The organism is Micromonospora sp. NPDC023633, assembly GCF_040640035.1.
Lineage (GTDB): Bacteria > Actinomycetota > Actinomycetes > Mycobacteriales > Micromonosporaceae > Micromonospora.
This window is the reverse complement of record NZ_JBFABB010000010.1, coordinates 46,406-65,188: the sequence shown is the minus strand read 5'-3', so window position 1 is coordinate 65,188 and position 18,783 is coordinate 46,406. Positions and strand designations below refer to the sequence as shown.

Sequence of the window (18,783 nt, the reverse complement as noted above, 5' to 3'; positions counted from 1 at the left end):
ATCCGCGGTCAGACTGTCCCGAGCTCGTCGTCGAGCATGTTGAAGATCTCCTCCGCGGTGGCGGAGTCGATGTTGCCGTCGGCCTCGGCTGCGGTGTCGTCCCCGCCGCGCTCGGCGTACGTCCACAGGGACAGCAGCTCACGCAGCCGGGCGGCGACGGCGGTGCGGTCGGTGTCGGTGTCGGCGACCGCACGCATGGCGGTTTCCAGCTTGTTCAGCTCGCCGAGCACCGACAGCGCCGAGGTGTCCCGCTCGGCCAGCAGCGCGCCACGCAGGTATCCGACCAGCGCGGTGGTGGTCGGCCGGTCGTAGATCAGGGTGGACGGCAGGCGCAGCCCGGTGGCGGCGGTGAGCCGGTTGCGGAACTCGACCGCGGTCAGCGAGTCGAAGCCCATCTCGACGAACCCCTTGTCCTCGTCGACGGCGCGCATCGAGGCGTATCCGAGGACCGCCGCCGCGTGGGTGCGGACCAGGTCGGAGAGCACCCGGTCCCGCTCCCCCTCCGGAGTACCGGCGAGGGTGTCCCGCAGGGCTGCCGCCGCGTCGGCCGCCGGGGCGACACCTGCCGGGGTGGCTCCGTTCGCCCGGATCAGGCCGTGCAGCAGGCGGGGCAGTGCCGGACCGAGCCGGCCGAGCACGCCGAGGTCCAGGCTGACCGGTACGACCACCGGGTCGGGGAACCGCAGCGCCTCGCTGAACAGTTCCATGCCCTCGTCGGCGTCGAGCGGACGGAAGCCGTTGCGGCCCATCCGCTGCTCGTCGACGTGGCCGGGCTGCCCGCCGGGCAGATCGGGGTTGGCCCAGGGCCCCCACGCCATCGACGTGACGGTCAGCCCACGCGCCTGCCGGTGGTGGGCGAGCGCGTCGAGGAACGCGTTCGCGGCGGCGTGGTTCGCCTGCCCGGGCCCGCCGAACAACCCGGACGCGGAGGAGAACAGCACGAACGCGGCCAGGTCCAGTTTCTCGGTCAGCTCGTGCAGATGCCAGGCGGCGTCCACCTTCGGCCCGAGGACGGCGTCGAAGCGGGCAGGGGTGAGCGCGGGCAGCACCCCGTCGTCGAGGACACCGGCGGCGTGCACGACGCCGACGAGCGGCCAGTCGGCGGGGATCTCGTCGAGCAGCATGGCGAGGGCGTCGCGGTCGGTGACGTCAGCGGCCACCACCCGCACGGTCGCACCGAGCCCGGTCAGCTCGTCGGCCAGCTCGGCCGCGCCGGGCGCGTCCGGGCCGCTGCGGCTGACCAGCAGCAGACGGCGAACCGCGTGCCCGGTGACCAGGTGCCGGGCGACGAGCCGGCCGAGCGCGCCGGTGGCGCCGGTGACCAGGACGGTGCCGGCGGACAGGTCGAGGGCCGGCCGGTCCTGCGGCGGCGGCCCGAGCCGGGACAGCCGGGGCACGCGGAGCTGCCCGGCACGCACGGCGAGCTGCGGTTCGCCGGTGGCCAGGGCGGCGGGCAGCGCGGCGGCGGAACGGGGGTCGTCGTCGAGGTCGAGCAGCACGATCCGGCCCGGGTTCTCCGACTGGGCGGAGCGGACCAGGCCCCACCCGGTGGCGGCGGGCAGGTCGGTCAGCCGTTCGTCGGCGTCGACGGTGACCGCGCCACGGGTGACCACGACGAGGCTGGACGCCTCCAGTTCCGGGTGGGTGAGCCAGTCCTGCACCAGGGCCAGGGTTTCGTGGCTGACGAGGTGCGCGACCCGCGCCGGGTTCGGCTCGTCGGCCCGCCGGCCCACGCAGGTGGCGAGCACCGCGTCAGGCGCGCCCGCGCCGCCGGCCACGGCCGCCACCAGGGCGTCCATGTCGGGGTACGACTCGGCGCCCGGCCAGGCGTCGCCGAGCGCGGCGAGCCGTGGCGCGACGCCGGCCGGCGCGGCGGTCGGCTCGGTCCAGTCGAGCCGGTGCAGCGACCGGTTGGCCGTACGCCGGGCGACGCTGAGCTGCTCGGTGGTGATCGGCCGCAGCACCAGGGCGTCGAGCGAGGCGACGGGCACCCCGCCGGTGTCGGTGACGGTGGCGGCCACGGACCCCTCGGCGGCCGTGAGCCGGACACGCAGTTCCCGGGCCCGGGTCGGCTGGATCGCCACCCCGGTCCAGGAGAACGGCAGCCCCGGCTGCGCCTCGCCGCCGGAGCGGGGGGCGGCGTCGGCGCGGTCGAGCACGCTGGCGCCGATGGCGTGCAGGGCGGCGTCGAGCAGCGCCGGGTGCACGGAGAACGTGGCCGTGTCGGTCGGCGCGTCGTCGTCGAGGGACACCTCGGCGAGGATGTCGCCGCCGCTGCGCCACGCGGCACGCAGCGCGCGGAAGACCGGTCCGTAGTGGTAGCCCTGGTCGGCGAGGTGCGGGTAGAGGGCGTCGAGGGCGATCGGTTCGGCGTCGGCCGGGGGCCAGGCGGTCGGGACCGCGCTGACCGGCCGGGTGGGAGCGAGCAGGCCGGTGGCGTGCCGCCGCCACTGCCGCGCCACTGCGGGCTGGTCGCCACCGTCGTCGACGTAGGAGTAGACGGAGACGGGCCGCAGACCGTCCTCGTCGGCCGCGCCCACGCGGACCCGCAGGTCCACCCCGCCCTCGTCGGGCACGGCGAGCGGAGCCTCCAGGACCAGCTCGGTCACGTGGGCGGCGTCGACGTGCCGGCCGCTCCAGGACGCCAACTCGACCAGGGCGGTGCCGGGCAGCAGGACGGTGCCGAGCACGGCGTGGTCGGCGAGCCACGGGTGGGTGGCCAGGCCGATCCGACCGGTGAGCAGCAGTCCCTCGCCCCCGGGCAGGTCGGCCACGGCGCTGAGCAGCGGGTGGTCCACGGCGTCCAGGCCGACGGACGGCAGCCCGGCCCGGTGCGCGCCGGTGCGCTGGAGCCAGTACCGGTCCCGGGCGAACGGGTAGGTGGGCAGGTCGACGATCGTCGTGCTGGCGAGGACCTTGGTGAGGTCGACAGGCAGGCCGACGGTGTGCGCGGTGGCAAGGTTGGTCAACAGCCGCGTCGCGTCATCGTCCCCGCGGCGCAGCGTGCCAAGGGCGTGTCCGGTGCTGCCGGTGTCGTCCAGGATCGCGGTGACCGGCATCGTCAGCACCGGATGCGGGGAGATCTCCACGAACGTGGTGTGTCCGGTGCCGACCGCGACGCGTACCGCCGAGTCGAACAGCACGGTCCTCCGCAGGTTCTCGTACCAGTAGTCCGCGCCCATCGACTCCGGGTCCACCCACGTGCCGGTCAGGGTGGAGATCAACCGGATCTGGCCGGCGCGGGGGGTGACGTCGGCCAGCTCGGTACGCAACTGTTCGGCGACGTCCTGCACCGCCGGGGAGTGGGAGGCGTAGTCCACCGGGATCATGCGCGCCCGCACACCCTCGCCCAGGCACGCCTGAACCAGGGCGGCCACCGGCTGCGGCGGCCCGGACACCACCACCGTCGACGGGCCGTTCACCGCCGCCACACCCACCCCGGCGAACGCGGGCAGGCGTTCGGTGACCGCCTCGACCGGCAGGTCGATCGAGGCCATCGCGCCGGTGCCCCGCAGCGCCGCCAGGGCGCGGGAGCGTAGGGCGACGATCTTCGCCGCGTCGTCCAGGTCGAGGATTCCGGCCAGGCACGCGGCGCCGATCTCACCCTGCGAATGTCCGATGACCGCCGCCGCGCGCACCCCGGTGTGTTCCCACACCGCCGCCAACGCCATGCCGACGGCCCACAGGACCGGCTGCACCACCTCGACCCGGTCCAGCCACGACTCGTCCGGGCCGGTCAACACCGACAGCAGATCCACGTCCAGATGCGGCGCCAGGGCCTGCTGGCACTGCGCCAGGCGCTCGTCGAACACCGGGCTGCGGCCCACCAGACCGGCCGCCATCCGCGCCGACTGCGCGCCCTGACCGGGGAACACGAACACTGGTCCCACGTTGGAAGCGGCGGCCGTGCCGGTGACGAGGCCGGCCGCCGGCGCGCCGGACGCCAGGGCGTCCAGACCGGCCAACAGGTCCTCGGCGCACGACCCGACCACGGCGGCACGCTCGTCGAAGGTGGTACGGGTGGTGGCCAGCGACCAGCCGACCGCCGCCGGATCCACGTCACCGTGCTCGCGCACGTGCGCGGCGAGTCGAGCGGCCTGACCGGCGAGTGCCGCGGCCGACCGGGCCGACACCGGCCACACGGTCACGTCCGAGGCGACCAGACCGGCGACGCCCGCCGGGTCCACGTCGGTGTCGGGCGCCACGCCCACCATGTCGTCGGCCTGCTCGATGATCATGTGGGCGTTCGTGCCGGACATGCCGAACGACGACACCGCCGCCCGACGCGGCCGGTCCACCGCCGGCCACGGCCGCGACTCCGTCGCCAGCTCCACCGCGCCGGAGGCCCAGTCGATGTGCGGGGACGGCTCGTCCACGTGCAGCGTCGCCGGCACCACCCCGTGCCGCATCGCCTGCACCATCTTGATCACGCCGGCGACACCGGAGGCGGCCTGCGTGTGCCCGATGTTGGACTTGATCGAGCCGAGCAGCAGCGGCTCGTGCCCGTCCCGGCCCTGCCCGTAGGTGGCCAGCAACGCCTGCGCCTCGATCGGGTCGCCCAGCGTGGTGCCCGTGCCGTGCGCCTCCACCACGTCCACGTCCGTGGTGCTCAGCCGGGCATTCGCCAGCGCCTGCCGGATCACCCGCTGCTGCGACGGACCGTTCGGGGCGGTCAAGCCGTTCGACGCGCCGTCCTGGTTCACCGCGCTGCCCCGCACCACGGCAAGGATCCGCCGGCCCGCACGGCGGGCGTCGGAGAGCCGCTGCACGAGCACCATGCCGAAGCCCTCGGACCAGCCGGTGCCGTCCGCCGAAGCGGCGAACGACTTGCACCGGCCGTCGGCGGCCAGGCCCTGCTGGCGGGAGAACTCGGCGAACGTGCCGGGGGTGGCCATCACCGTGACGCCGCCGGCGAGCGCGAGGTCACACTCGCCCCGGCGCAGCGCCTCGCCGGCCAGGTGCAGCGCGACCAACGACGACGAGCAGGCCGTGTCCACTGTGATTGCCGGCCCCTCCAACCCCAGCGTGTACGACACCCGGCCGGAGATGATGCTGTGCGCGGCCCCGGTCATCAGGTAGCCCTCGGCGCCCTCCGGCACCTCCGTCAGCCCCGTCCCGTACCCGGAGGCGGACGCTCCGACGAACACGCCGGTGCGGCTGCCCTTCAGGGAGGCGGGGTCGACCCCGGCCCGCTCCAGCACCTCCCAGGACGCCTCGAGAGTGAGTCGCTGCTGCGGGTCCATGGCGAGAGCCTCGCGCGGCGAGATGCCGAAGAAGGCCGGGTCGAAGCCGGTGACGTCGTGCAGGAAGCCGCCAGCCGGGGCGTAGCCGCTGTCCGGGGTGGGGGTGTCCCAGCCCCGGTCGGTCGGGAAGTCGCCGATGGCGTCGACGCCCTCGGCGACGAGCCGCCACAGTTCCTCGGGTCCCCGGGCGTCGCCGGGATAACGGCAGGCCATGCCGACGATGGCGATCGGCTCGTCGGTGGCCGCGGCGACCGCCACCTCGGCGGGGGCGGCGCGGTCGGCGCCGAACACGGTCTCGCGCAGGTGTCGCGCCAGGTCGGCCGGGGTGGGATGGTCGAAGACGAGGGTGGACGGCAGCCGCAGTCCGGTGGCCTCGTTGAGCCGGGTGCGGAAGTCCACGGCCGTGAGCGAGTCGAAGCCGAGGTCCCTGAACGACCGGCCGCGCAGCTCGTCGGGGGCGGCGTGGCCGAGCACCCGGGCGGTCTGCTCGTTGACGAGCTGGAGCAGTTCCCGCTCCTGCTCGGTCTCGGTCAGGTCGGCCAGCTGACGCAGGGCGTCGGCCACGCCGGCCGGCGCGGCGGCGCTCTCCGCCTCGGCCTCGGCGAGCGCCCGCACCTGGGGCAGCTCGGACAGGAACGGGCTGGGCCGGCTGAGGGTGAACGCCGGGTGGAAGCGGCTCCAGTCGACGTCGGCGACGGTGACGCAGGGGGCGGGTCGCCGCACCGCCCGGTCGAGGGCGACGAGCGCCCGCTGCGGGTCGATGGTGGGCAGACCCATCCGGTGCAGCTGCTCCGTGGCGGCGTTCATGGCGGCCATGCCGTCGGCACCACCCCACGCCGTCCAGGAGACGGCGGTGGCGGCCAGGCCCCGGTCGCGGCGGTTCACGGCGAGCGCGTCGAGCAACGAGTTGCCGGCCCCGTACGCGCACTGGCCGGCGCTGCCCCAGATTCCGGAGATGGACGAGAAGAGCAGGAACGCGGCGAGCGGCCGGTCGGCCAGGCACTCGTCGAGGTGCAGCGCGCCGAGCACCTTCCCGGCGACGACGTGGGAGAACTCGTCGAGCGTCGTACCGGTCAGCGGGGTGAGCTGGTCGGTACCGGCGGCATGCACCACCACGGTCAGCTCGGGCAGCGAGTCCAGCAGCGCCGCGACGGCCTGCCGGTCGGTCATGTCGCAGGCCGCGGCGGTGACCCGCCCGTCGGCGCCGTACTCGTCGAGGAGGCCGGCCAGGCCGGGGGTGGCGGCGCCACGACGGCCCACGAGGACGACCCGACGCGCGCCCCGGTCGAGCAGCCAGCGGGTGACGTGACCGCCGAGCGCGCCCGTACCGCCGGTGACGAGGACGGTGCCGTCTGCCCACCAGTCGCCGGCGGCCCGTTCCGGGGCGGCGGCCGGGGTGAGCCGGCGCCCCCAGACGCCACCGGAGCGGACGGCGACCTGGTCCTCCCCGCTTCCGCCGGCGAAGACGGCCGCGAGACGGCGCAGCACGCCGGCGTCGACGGCGGCCGGCAGGTCGACGAGGCCACCCCAGCGGTGCGGCTGCTCGACGGCGGCGGCCCGACCGAGGCCCCAGACCAGCGTCTGGAGGGGGTGTTCCACCTGGTCGGCGGGCCCGGCCTTGACCGCACCGCTGGTGACGCACCAGACGGGCACGTCGAGGTCGAGGTCCGTGAGCGCCTGGACGAGCACCAGGGTGGTGGCGGCGGCGACGGTCATGCCGGGATGCGCGGCCAGCAGCCGGTCCTGGCCCGCGACGAGGTGCAGCACCCCGGCGACCTGCTGGTCGCCGACGGCTGCGCGCAGCCGGTCGGCGAGCGCCACCCGGTCCAGGTCGTCCGCGCCGACGCGCAACGCCGCCGGCTCGTCGCCGCCGGCCCGGAACAGGTCGACCAGGTCGTCCTCCCAGGCAGGCGCGGCGTCCGCGGGCAGCACCAGCAGCCAGCGCCCCGCCGGCCGGTCACCCTCGGCGACCGGCACGGGCTTCCACACCACCTGGTACGACCAGTCGTCCGCCACGGAGCGGTCGTGCCGGTTGCGCCGCCAGGAGGCGAGCACGGGCAGCGCGGGCAGCAGGGTCCGCACGGGGTCGTCGTCGCCGGCCGGGTCGCCGCCGAGCTGGTCGCGCAGCGCGTCGACGTCGACCTGCTCGACCGCCGCCCAGAACGCGGCGTCCGCCGTGGGGACGTCACCGGCCGGGGCGGCCGGGGGCGGCTCGGGCCAGAACTGCTCGCGGCGGAACGCGTACCGGGGCAGCGGAACCGGGCGGCAGTCGGCGCCGGCGAAGAGGTGCCGCCAGCCGACCGGCACACCGGCGACGTGCAGTTCGGCGAGCGCGGTGAGCAGGGACGCGGGCTCGGCGCGGTCCCGGCGCAGCAGCGCCACGGCGGCCGTCGGATCGTCGTCCACGCCGAGGATGTCCCGGGTCAGCGCGGTCAGCACGCCACTCGGGCCGACCTCCAGGAACGTACCGACGCCGAGGGCGCGCAGCCCGTCGACGCCGTCGGCGAAGCGGACCGTCTCGCGGACGTGTCGTACCCAGTGGTCGGTGCTCTGGATGGCCTCCGGGTCGACCGGCGCTCCGGTCAGGTTGGACACGATGGGCAGCGTGGGGGCGCGCAACTCCAGCCGGTCCACCACGGCGGCGAACGCGGCAAGCATCGGTTCCATGAGCGGGCTGTGGAAGGCGTGGCTGACCCGCAGCCGCCTGGTGCGTGTCTGCCGGTCGGTGAAGACGCGCTCCACCTCGTCGACGGCGTCGGCGGCGCCGGAGACGACCACGGCGGCGGGACCGTTGACGGCGGCGATGCCGACCGGGCCGTCGACGCCGGCGAGGACGGCCTCGACCTCGTCCCGCCCGGCGGCCACGGAGAGCATGGCCCCACCGGTGGGCAACCGCTGCATGAGCTGGCCGCGTGCGGCCACCAGCGCGGCGGCGTGGGGCAGGGAGAACACCCCGGCGACGTGGGCGGCAACCACCTCGCCGATGGAATGGCCCATCAGCACGTCGGGGGTGACCTGCCAGGACTCCAGCAGCCGGTACAGCGCCACCTCGACCGCGAACAGCCCGGCCTGGGTGTAGAGGGTCTGGTCGAGCAGGTCGGCTTCCTCGGTGCCCGGCTCGGCGGCGAGCACGGGGCCGAGCGGGCGGGGCAGGTGCGGGTCGAGCGCGGCACAGGCCTCGGCGAGCGCGCGGGCGAACACGGGAAACGTCGCGGCGAGTTCCCGGCCCATGCCGGGACGCTGGGCGCCCTGCCCGGAGAAGAGGAAGGCGAGCTGCCCGGCACGTGGCCCGGCGCCGACGACGAGGCCGGACGCGCCACCGTCGGCGGCGAGGGTACGCAGGTCGCGCAGGAGGTCGGCGCGGTCGGCGGCGAGGACGACGGCCCGGTGTTCCAGGGCACCCCGGGTGGTGACCGAGGACCAGCCGACGTCGGCCAGCCCGGCGTCGGCGGCGTCGGGGTCGGCGTGGAGCCAGTCGGCCCAGCGCCCGGCCTGGGCTGCGAGCCCGGCCCGGTCGCGGGCGGAGAGCAGCACGGGCACCAGCCCGGCGGCCGTCACCGGGGCCGGGCCGGCGTCGGCGGTGTTCCCGGTGCCGGCGGGGGGTGGGGAGCCCGACGGCGCCTGCGGAGCGGCGCTGGCGTCCGGGGCCTCCGCCGGGGCCTCTTCGATGATGACGTGGGCGTTGGTGCCGCTCATGCCGAACGACGAGACACCCGCGCGGCGCGGCTGCTCCCCCGCTGGCCACGGCTGCGCCTCGGTGAGCAGCGACACCGCGCCGGCCGTCCAGTCCACGTGCGGGGTGGGCTCGTCGACGTGCAGGGTGGCCGGCAGTGTGCCGTGCCGCAGGGCCATCACCATCTTGATCACCCCGGCGACGCCGGCCGCCGCCTGGGTGTGACCGATGTTCGACTTCACCGAGCCCAGCCGGAGCGGCCGGCCCGGGGGGCGGCCCTGCCCGTACGTGGCGAGCAGGGCGGTGGCCTCGATCGGGTCGCCGAGGCTGGTGCCGGTGCCGTGCGCCTCAACGACATCCACGTCGGCGGGCGTGAACCGGGCGCTGGCGAGGGCCTTGAGCACGACCCGCTGCTGGGAGGGCCCGTTGGGGGCGGTGAGGCCGTTGGAGGCGCCGTCCTGGTTGACGGCGCTGCCCCGCACCACAGCGAGGACGGGGTGGCCGTTACGGCGTGCGTCCGACAGGCGCTCGACGAGCAGGACGCCGACGCCCTCGCCCCAGGCGGTTCCGTCGGCGGCCCCGGCGAACGCCTTCACCCGTCCGTCGGCAGCGAGGCCGCGCTGCCGGGAGAAGCCGATGAAGGCGGCCGGGGTCGACATGACGGTGGCGCCACCGGCCAACGCAAGGGTGCACTCCCCCTGGCGCAGGGCGTGACAGGCCAGGTGCAGCGCGACCAGCGACGACGAGCAGGCGGTGTCGACGGAGACGGCGGGACCCTCGATGCCGAGCACGTACGAGATCCGGCCCGAGACGACGCTCGCGGCCGTGCCGGTGAGGACGTACCCCTCGACGCCGGGCGGCGGGGCCTGGAGCAGCGCCGCGTAGTCCTGACCGGTGGTGCTCGCGAAGACGCCCACCTGGTGGCCGCGCAGCGTGCCCGGGTCGATCCCGGCGTGCTCGAACGCCTCCCATGAGGTTTCCAGCAAGAGCCGCTGCTGCGGATCCATGCCCAGCGCCTCGCGCGGGGAGATGCCGAAGAACCCGGCGTCGAACTCGGTGGCGCAGTCGAGGAAACCGCCCTGCCCGACGTACGAGGTGCCGGGGTGGTCGGGGTCGGGGTGGATCAGCCGCTCCAGGTCCCAGCCCCGGTCGGACGGGAAGTCGGAGATGGCGTCACCGCCGGAGGCGACCAGCCGCCACAGGTCCTCGGGGGTCCGCACGCCGCCCGGGAACCGGCACCCGATGCCGACGATGGCGATGGGCTCCCGCTGCCCCGCCTCCAGTTCGCCGAGTTTCCTCTTCGTCTGGTGGAGATCCGCGGTAACCCATTTCAGATATTCCCGGAGAGTGTCTTCAGTCGCCATCAGTGCCACCTCTTTGAGCCGGAAGAACCAGGCGACCCAGTGCCATTCATCGATGCCCCAAGCCGCGGCACCAAAACCCATTCACCCCGACCGCGAATTGCAACAGCTCTCAACGTCGAAGCGGAACCACGTCCTACTTCCGAGAGGGAAGGTATTGTCGGCCGGCGACGGTCACAACCCCTAGGCTGCCCCTACGGCCGCCCCTAGCAGGACCTCGGCGGGATCGGCCGCAGGCTGGCCGAGGGCCGCCCGGCCGGGACCGGGCACAGCGGCCCGGTGGAGCCGGTCGCGGTGGCCATGACAGCCTCCACGACCGGCTCCGTCAGCACGCCCAGGAATGGACACGCAAGTGGTTCAGAAATCGCCCCCGGCATTGCCGCCGGGCCCGCCGAGTTCCCGGCGGATGAATTCGAAGATCTCGGCGTCGCTGGCCCCGTCGAGCGTTGCCGTCACCGGCGCTTCGACCGGCGTCGCCTGGTCCTCACCCCAGCGGGCGACGAACGCCTGCAGCTGCACCAGCAGCTTCTGCCGGGTGAGCTGGTCCGGCGCGCTGGCGGCGAAGAGGCCGTCCAGCTTCGCCAGCTCCGACAGCAGGCCCGCGCTGGCGGCAGCCCCGTCCTCCACCACGAGAGTACGCAGGTGGCGGGCCAGCGCCAGCGGGGTCGGATAGTCGAACACCACGCTCGCCGGCAGCGTGACCCCGACGGCTGCCCGGAGCCGGTTGCGCAGCTCCACGGCGGTCATGGAGTCGAAGCCGACCTCCCGGAACGCGCGCGCCGGACCGAGGTCCGCGGTGCCGGAGTGACCGAGCACCGCCGCGGCCTGGGTGGACACCACCTCGACCAGGACGGCGTCGCGTTCCGCGTCCGACAGCGGCCGGAGCCGCTCGCGTAGCGCGGCCGCCGCCCCGTCGTCCGCCGGCTCCCCGGTGTGCAGGTCACGCAGGGCCTCCGCTGCCTCGGGAACCTCGAGGAACAGCGGCCGGGTCCGCACGGCGGCGACCGCCGGCACGAACCGGTCCCATCGCACGTCGGCCACCACGACCTGTGCGCCTTCTGCCGCAGCCCGCCACAGTGCGGCGGTGGCCAGGCCCGGGGCCATGCCGGGCATGCCGCGCCGGCTCAACTGCTCCAGGTCGGCGTCGGTGAGACCGTCGGCCCAGGGACCGAACGCCACCGACGCAACCGGCAGTCCGGCCCGCCGCCGGTTCGCGGCGAGGGCCTGGAGCAGGGCGTCACCGGCCGCCTGGCCGGACCGCCCGCCGGAGCCCCACACCCCGGAGGTGGAGGAGCAGATCACCAGTGCCCCGAGGGCTCGGCTCTCCAGTTCGTCGGCGTACCGGGGGATGTCCCCGACGGTGGCGACGAAGTCGGCGGCGAGGCCCGCGACGGTCAGCTCCTCCAGCGGTACGGTGCCGGTGTCCGCCGGCACGTGCAGCAGCGCGGACACCGGCTGGCCGTCGGCGGCGAGCTGCGCCATCCGATCGGTCAGCTTCCTGCCGGTCGGCTGCTCCAGCGGCACCACGGCCGCGCCCTGCCGGTCCAGCCAGTCGGTGGCGTACCGGGCGGTGACGCCCGCCCCACCGGTGACCAGAACGGTGCCGTGCGGCGTCCAGCCGCCGCCCGTACCCTCGGCCGGGCCGCTGACCCGGACCAGCCGCCGCGCGTACGCGCCCGTGGCGCGAACAGCGAGCTGGTCCTCCCCCTCGGTGTTGGTCAGCGCGGCGACCAGCGCGGCGCCGAGGTCCCCGGTCACCGTGCCGGGCAGGTCGACGAGGCCCCCGACGTGCCGGGGGTGTTCAAGAGCAGCGGCCAGACCGAGGCCCCAGGTGGTGGCCTGCCACGGCCGGCTGGCCGGCTCCTCGTCGGTGGCGACGGCCCCGGTCGTGGCCAGCCAGAGCGGCAGCGGCGCGTCGCCCTGCTGGCCGACGTGTGCCTGAAGGAGCAGCAGGTTCGCCGCGAGCCCGGACGGCAGGACGTCCTGCCCCGGGTGCGGCGCCTCGTCCAGGGCGAGCAGGGAGAGCAGCCCGGTCGGCTGGTGCTCGGCGCGGGCCCGCGCCAGGTCGGCGGCGAGCCCGTCCCGATCGACGGTCGACGGATCCACGGTGAGCACCCGCACCGTGGCCCCGCCGTCGCGCAACGCGTCGGCGATCTTCTCGGCCGCCGGCCGGCGCGGAGCGACGAGCAGCCAGGTGCCCGGCTGGCCGGCGGTGAGCCGCTGGGGTCGCCAGGTGACCCGGTACCGCCAACCGCCCAGTGTGCCCTCCTGGTGCTGCCGGCGGCGCCACGACTCCAGCTCCGGCAGCAGGTCCTTCAGCGGCTGACTGGCGTCGATGCCGAGCCGGTCCAGGTCGCCGTCGGTGACTGCCCGCCAGAACTCGGTGTCGGCACGGTCGGCGCCGCCGGTCGGCGTGGCGGTCAGGGTGGGCCAGTACCGCTGCGGCTGGAACGCGTACGTGGGCAGCTCCGGCAGGTCACGAGCGTCGGGCCGGGAGCCGGCGAGCGACGTCAGCAGGGCCGACCACTCGACGTCCCGGCCGCTGGCGTAGCGGGTGGCCGCGGCGGTGAGCAGCGCCGTCACCTCCGGTACCCCGGCCCGCAGGGTCGCCACGGTCGTGGCGTCGTCGGGGAGCAGGTCGGCGTTCATGGCGGTGAGCACAGCGGCGGGGCCGACCTCGACGAACGTGTCGACGCCCGCGTCCCGCAGCGCCCGCACCCCGTCGGCGTACCGGACGGCCTCGCGGACGTGCCGCACCCAGTAGTCCGGGTTGCGGATCTCGTCGGCGTCCGCGAACGCCCCGGTCAGGTTCGACACCACCGGCAGCACAGGTGCGGCGAACGTGAGCCCGTCCAGCAGGTCACGGAACTCGGCGAGCATCGGTTCCATCAGCGGGCTGTGGAACGCGTGGCTCACAGTCAACCGGCGGGTGCGTGTCCCGCGCTCCTTCCAGAGCCGCTCCACCTCGTCCAGGGCATCGACCGCACCCGAGACGACAACGGCGGCGGGCCCGTTGACGGCGGCGATCCCGACCCGACCGGTCGCCCCGTCGAGCGTCTCCGCCACGTCGGCCTCGGACGCGGCGATCGCGAGCATGCCGCCGCCGGCCGGAAGCGCCTGCATCAACCGTCCCCTGGCGGCGACCAACGCGCATGCGTCGGCCAGGGACAACACCCCGGCCACGTGCGCAGCCACGATCTCGCCAACCGAATGACCGCCCACGAAGTCCGGCACGATCCCGAACGACTCGACCAGGCGGAACAGGGCCACCTCGACCGCGAACAACCCGGCCTGGGTGAACACCGTCTGGTCCAGCAGGCCGGCCTCGGGCGAGCCCGCTCCGGCGAACAGCACCTCCCGCAACGGGCGGGGCAGCAACGGGTCCAGCTCGACGCAGACCTCGTCCAACGCGGACGCGAAGACCGGGAAAGCCCCGTACGACTCCCGACCCATCCCGGCACGCTGCGCGCCCTGACCGGAGAAGAGGACGGCGGTGCCGCCCGTCGCGGCCGGGGCAGCCGAGACGAGGGCGGGGTGCGCGCTGCCGGTGGCGAGGGCGCGCAGCGCCGCGAGCCGGGTCTCCGGGTCGGCGGCGACGACCACCGCCCGGTGGGCCAGGTGTGCCCGGCCCTCGGCCAGCGCCCAGCTCACCGCGCCGTCGTCGGGCCGGTCATCCGTGCCCTCGGGGTGGGCCGCGTCGCCGAGCCGGGCGGCCAGGCGGTCGGCCTGGTCGCGCAGCCCGGCGGCCGTGGCGGCGGAGACCGGCCACGGCAGTACCGCAGCGGTGGGCGAGGGCCGGCCGGCCTCGTCAGCGGAGTCGTCCGCCGGCGCCTGTTCGAGGATCACGTGGGCGTTCGTTCCGCTGATCCCGAACGACGAGACGCCGGCCCGGCGGGGGCGCCCGCCGGATTCCCAGGGGCGTGCCTCGGTGAGCAGGGCCAGCGCGCCGGACGTCCAGTCGACGTGCGGGGTCGGCGCGTCGACGTGCAGGGTCGCCGGCAGCACCTCGTGTTGCAGGGCCAGCACCATCTTCATGAGGCTGGCGGCGCCCGCCGCGGCCTGGGTGTGGCCGATGTTCGACTTCACCGACCCGAGCCACAGCGGCCGGTCGGCGGAACGGTCCCTGCCGTACGTCGCCAGCAGCGCCTGCGCCTCGATCGGGTCGCCGAGGGTGGTGCCGGTGCCGTGCGCCTCGACGACGTCCACGTCGCCCGGGGTCAGGCCGGCGTTGTCCAGGGCCTGCCGGATGACCCGCTGCTGCGCGGGCCCGTTCGGCGCGGTGAGGCCGTTGCTCGCGCCGTCCTGGTTGACCGCGCTGCCCCGTACGACGGCGAGGATCCGGTTGCCGTCGCGCTGGGCGTCGGAGAGCCGCTGGAGCAGCAGGACGCCGACGCCCTCGCCCCAGCCGGTGCCGTCGGCGGCCTCGGCGAACGCCTTGACCCGCCCGTCGGCGGCGAGGCCGCGCTGCCGGGAGAACTCCAGGAACGCGCCCGGGGTCGACATCACCGTCACGCCGCCGGCCAGGGCGAGGTCGCACTCGCCGCTGCGCAACGCCTGCGCGGCCAGGTGCAGCGCCACCAGCGACGACGAGCAGGCCGTGTCGACGGTGACGGCGGGGCCGTGCAGCCCGAACGAGTACGCCAGGCGGCCGGAGACCACCGACGCGCCGTTGCCGGTCGCCTGGTAGCCCTCCACCTGGGACCGGGCGCCCAGCAGCAGGGTGGCGTAGTCCTGCCCGTTGGTGCCCATGAAGACGCCGGTGGCGGAGCCGCGCACCCGGTGCGGGTCGATGCCGGCGCGTTCGAACACCTCCCAGGTGGTGTGCAGCAGCAGGCGCTGCTGCGGGTCCATCGCGAGGGCCTCGCGCGGGTTGATCCCGAAGAACGCGGCGTCGAAGCCGGCCACGTCGTGCAGGAACCCGCCGCTGCGGGTGTAGCTGGTGCCGACCCGCTCCGGGTCGCTGTCGAACAGGGCGTCGAGGTCCCAGCCCCGATCGGTGGGCATCGGCGTCACCGCGTCCGCCCCGTCGGTCAGCAGCCGCCACAGCTCCTGCGGCGACGACACGCCGCCGGGGAACCGGCAGGCCATGGAGACGATCGCGATCGGTTCGTCCGCCGGCGGCCGGACCACGGTCGCGCCGCCGGCGGCCGGGCCGCCGTCCGCGCCGACCACGATTTCGGTACGCAGGAAGCGGGCCAGTTCCGCCGCCGACGGGTGGTCGAAGACCACGGTCGACGGAAGGGTCAGGCCGGTGACCCGACCCAGCCGGTCGCGCAGTTGGACGGCGGCGAGGGAGTCGAAGCCCAGCTCCCGGAACGCCCGGCCGGCCGGCACCTGGCCGGTGGTGGCGTGACCGAGGACCGCCGCCGCCTCCGCGCGGACGAGGTCGACGAGCAACGCCTCCTGGCCGGTCGCCGGCAGCGCGACGAGCCTGGCCCGCAGCCCGTCGGTGGCGGCCGCGCTCTCCGGCCGCTCCGGCTCCTCGGCGACGGCCGGGGCGACCCGGGCGAAGAGGTGGCTCGGCCGCGCGGCGGTGAACGCCGTCACGAACCGGGACCAGTCGACGTCGACGATCACCGGCGCCGCCTCCGGGGCGTTCACCCAGCGGCCCAGCGCCGCGACGGCGACGTCGGGCGCGAGCGGGCTGAACCCCCGGCGGCGCAGGCCGTCCGCGGTCTCGCCGGAGGCCATGCCGTCCTCCGCCCACGGGCCGTAGGCCAGGGCGGTGGCGGGCAGCCCGGCCGCCCGGCGGGCGGCGACGAGGGCGTCGAGCAGGGCGTTGCCGGCCGCGTAGCCGGCCTGGCCGCCGCCGCCCCAGACGCCGGCGACCGAGGAGAAGACCACGAACGCGTCGAGGTCCCGGCCCCGGCAGGCGGCGTCGAGGTGCACGGCGCCGAGCACCTTGCCGGCCAGGGTCTCCGACAGCTCGCCGTCGGTCACCTCGTACGCCGGGGTGGTGCCGCCGGACGCGCCGGCGGTGTGCACGACGGCGGTCAGCCCCGGCAACCCCGCGACCAGCGCGTCGACCGCCGCCCGGTCGGTGACGTCGCACGCCACCACCCGCACCGCACCCAACTCCTCGGCCAACTCCGCCGCGCCCGGCGCGTCCGGACCCCGCCGCGAGGCCAGCACCACCTCGCCGGCCCCGTTGGCCAGCAGCCACCGGGCCACGTGCCGACCCAACGCACCCGTACCGCCGGTCACCAGCACCGTCCCGGCGGGCCGCCAACCCGACCCGGCGGGCGACGCGGCCGGCACCAACCGCCGGCTGAAGAGGCCGTTGCGCCGGACGGCAACCTGGTCCAGGGTGCCGTCGGCCAGGACCGCGACGAGCCCGGCGCGGGTGCTCCGGTCGGTGCGGTCGGGCAGGTCGACCAGGCCGCCCCAGCGGTCCGGCTGTTCGAGGGCGACGACGCGGCCGAGGCCCCAGGTCAGGGCCGCCCAGGCGTCGCCGGGCTCCCCCGCCGTGACCGGCATCGCGGTCCGGCTGAGCGCCCACACCCGTCCCGGCAGGCCGGTGTCGGTGAGCGCCCGGGTGAGGGTGAGCAGCACCGCCGTGCCGGCGGGCACCGCCGGCGTGTGCGCGGGCGGCTGGTCCTGACGGGGCAGGACGCAGAGCACCCCGGCCCAGCCGTCCGCGCTGGTCCGGCGCAGCCGTTCGGCCAGGTCGACCCGGGTGAGGGTGGGTGACACGGTCAGCGTGTCGACCTGCGCGCCCGCCTCGGTGAGCGTCTTCGCAGTGCCCGCGTCGGCGTCGCTGTCGAGGGTGACGACCAGCCACCGCCCGGACAGCCCCGTCGCCGGGGCCGGCCGCGCCGGCTCCCACCCGACCCGGTAGGACCAGCCGTCCAGTGCGGTGTCCCGGGACCGGAGCTGACGCCAGCGCGAGAGGACCGGCAGGGCCGGGCTGAGGGCGTCCAGAGCCTGGGTGTCGTCGCCGAGTTCGGCGGCGAGGGCGGCCAGGTCGCCACGCTCGACGGCGGCCCAGAACTCGGCGTCGCTGCCGTCCGTGGCGGCCTGCTTCGCGGGCGAGCCCTCGGGCCAGTAGCGCTGGTGCTGGAAGGCGTACGTGGGCAGGTCCACCCGGCGCGCGCCGGTGTCGGCGAACCACGGCTGCCAGCTCACCGGCACCCCGTGCACGTACAGCTCCACCAGGGCGTGCAGCAGCGCGTGCGCCTCCGGCCGATCCTTGCGCTGCACGGCGACCGCCAGCACGGCGTCGTCGGCGGGCAGCACGTCCGCCGCCATCGCCGTCAGGACGCTCTGCGGGCCGACCTCCAGGAACGTGTCCACCCCGCTGGCACGCAGGGCGACGATCCCGTCGGCGTAGCGCACCGCCTCGCGGACGTGCCGCACCCAGTACTCGGGCGCGCGGATCTCGTCGGCGTCGGCCAGCGCGCCGGTCACGTTCGACACGACGGGCAGCAAGGGCGCGGCGAACGTCAACCCGTCCAGAACCGCACGGAACTCCGCCAGCATCGGCTCCATCAACGGGCTGTGGAACGCGTGACTGACCGTCAGCCGACGGGTGCGGACACCCCGCTCCCGCCAGACCCGCTCCACCTCGTCCAGCACATCCTCGGCACCGGAGACCACGACCGACGTCGGACCATTGACCGCCGCGATGCCGACCCGGTCGCCCAGGCCCGCGAGAGACTCCACCACCGCAGCCTCGTCCGCCGCCACCGCCAGCATCCCGCCACCCGCCGGCAGCGCCTGCATCAACCGGCCCCGCGCCGCCACCAACGCGCACGCGTCCGCCAGCGACAACACCCCCGCCACGTGCGCGGCCGTGACCTCACCGATCGAGTGACCGGCCAGCATGTCCGGAACGATGCCGAACGACTCCACCAACCGGAACAGCGCCACCTCGACCGCGAACAACCCGGCCTGCGTGAACACCGTCTGATCCAACAGCCCCGCCTCGGCGGAGCCCTCGGCCGCGAACAGCACCTCCCGCAGCGGACGCGGCAGCAGCGGATCCAACTGCGCGCACACCTCGTCCAGCGCGGCGGCGAACACCGGGAACCCGGCGGACAGCTCGCGGCCCATGCCGGCGCGCTGCGCACCCTGACCGGAGAACAGCAGCGCGAGTTGGCCGCGTGCGGCGGCGGAGCCGGTCACGACGGCCCCGGAGGGCTCGCCCGCGTCGAGGGCCCGCAGTGCGGAGAGCAGGTCGTTGCGGTCGGCCACCACGGCGACGGCGCGCTGCTCCAGCGCGGGTCGGGTGGTGACCGAGGACCAGGCGACGTCCAGCGGACGCGGGGCCTCGTCGGCGGTGAGCCACCGCGCCCACCGACCCGCCTGAGCGGCCAGCGCGGCGGTGTCGCGGGCGGACAGCAGCACCGGCACGACCGGCGGTACGTCCCGGGCGACGATCTCGCCCTCGATCGCCTCGACCGGCGGCTGCTCGATGATCACGTGCGCGTTGGTGCCGGAGATACCGAACGACGACACCGCCGCCCGACGCGGCCGATCCACGGCCGGCCACGGCGTCGCCTCGGTG

General features: G+C 75.5%; 2 protein-coding genes (1 of these 2 running past the window's edge). Both read right to left on the bottom strand.

Annotated features, from left to right (window positions below; all coding sequences use genetic code 11):
* Positions 1 to 8: 8 nt before the first annotated feature.
* Positions 9 to 10,280, bottom strand: coding sequence for a type I polyketide synthase (locus AB0G13_RS04940; RefSeq protein WP_357869009.1), 10,272 nt, complete (start codon positions 10,278 to 10,280; stop codon positions 9 to 11).
* Between the two features lie 354 nt (positions 10,281 to 10,634).
* On the bottom strand, positions 10,635 to 18,783 hold the end of the coding sequence (locus AB0G13_RS04935) for a type I polyketide synthase (RefSeq protein WP_357869006.1). Its footprint extends 21,713 nt past the window's final position; 8,149 of the gene's 29,862 nt are visible here — the last part of the coding sequence; its start codon lies off the right edge, out of view — the gene reads right to left on this strand; it ends in the stop codon at positions 10,635 to 10,637.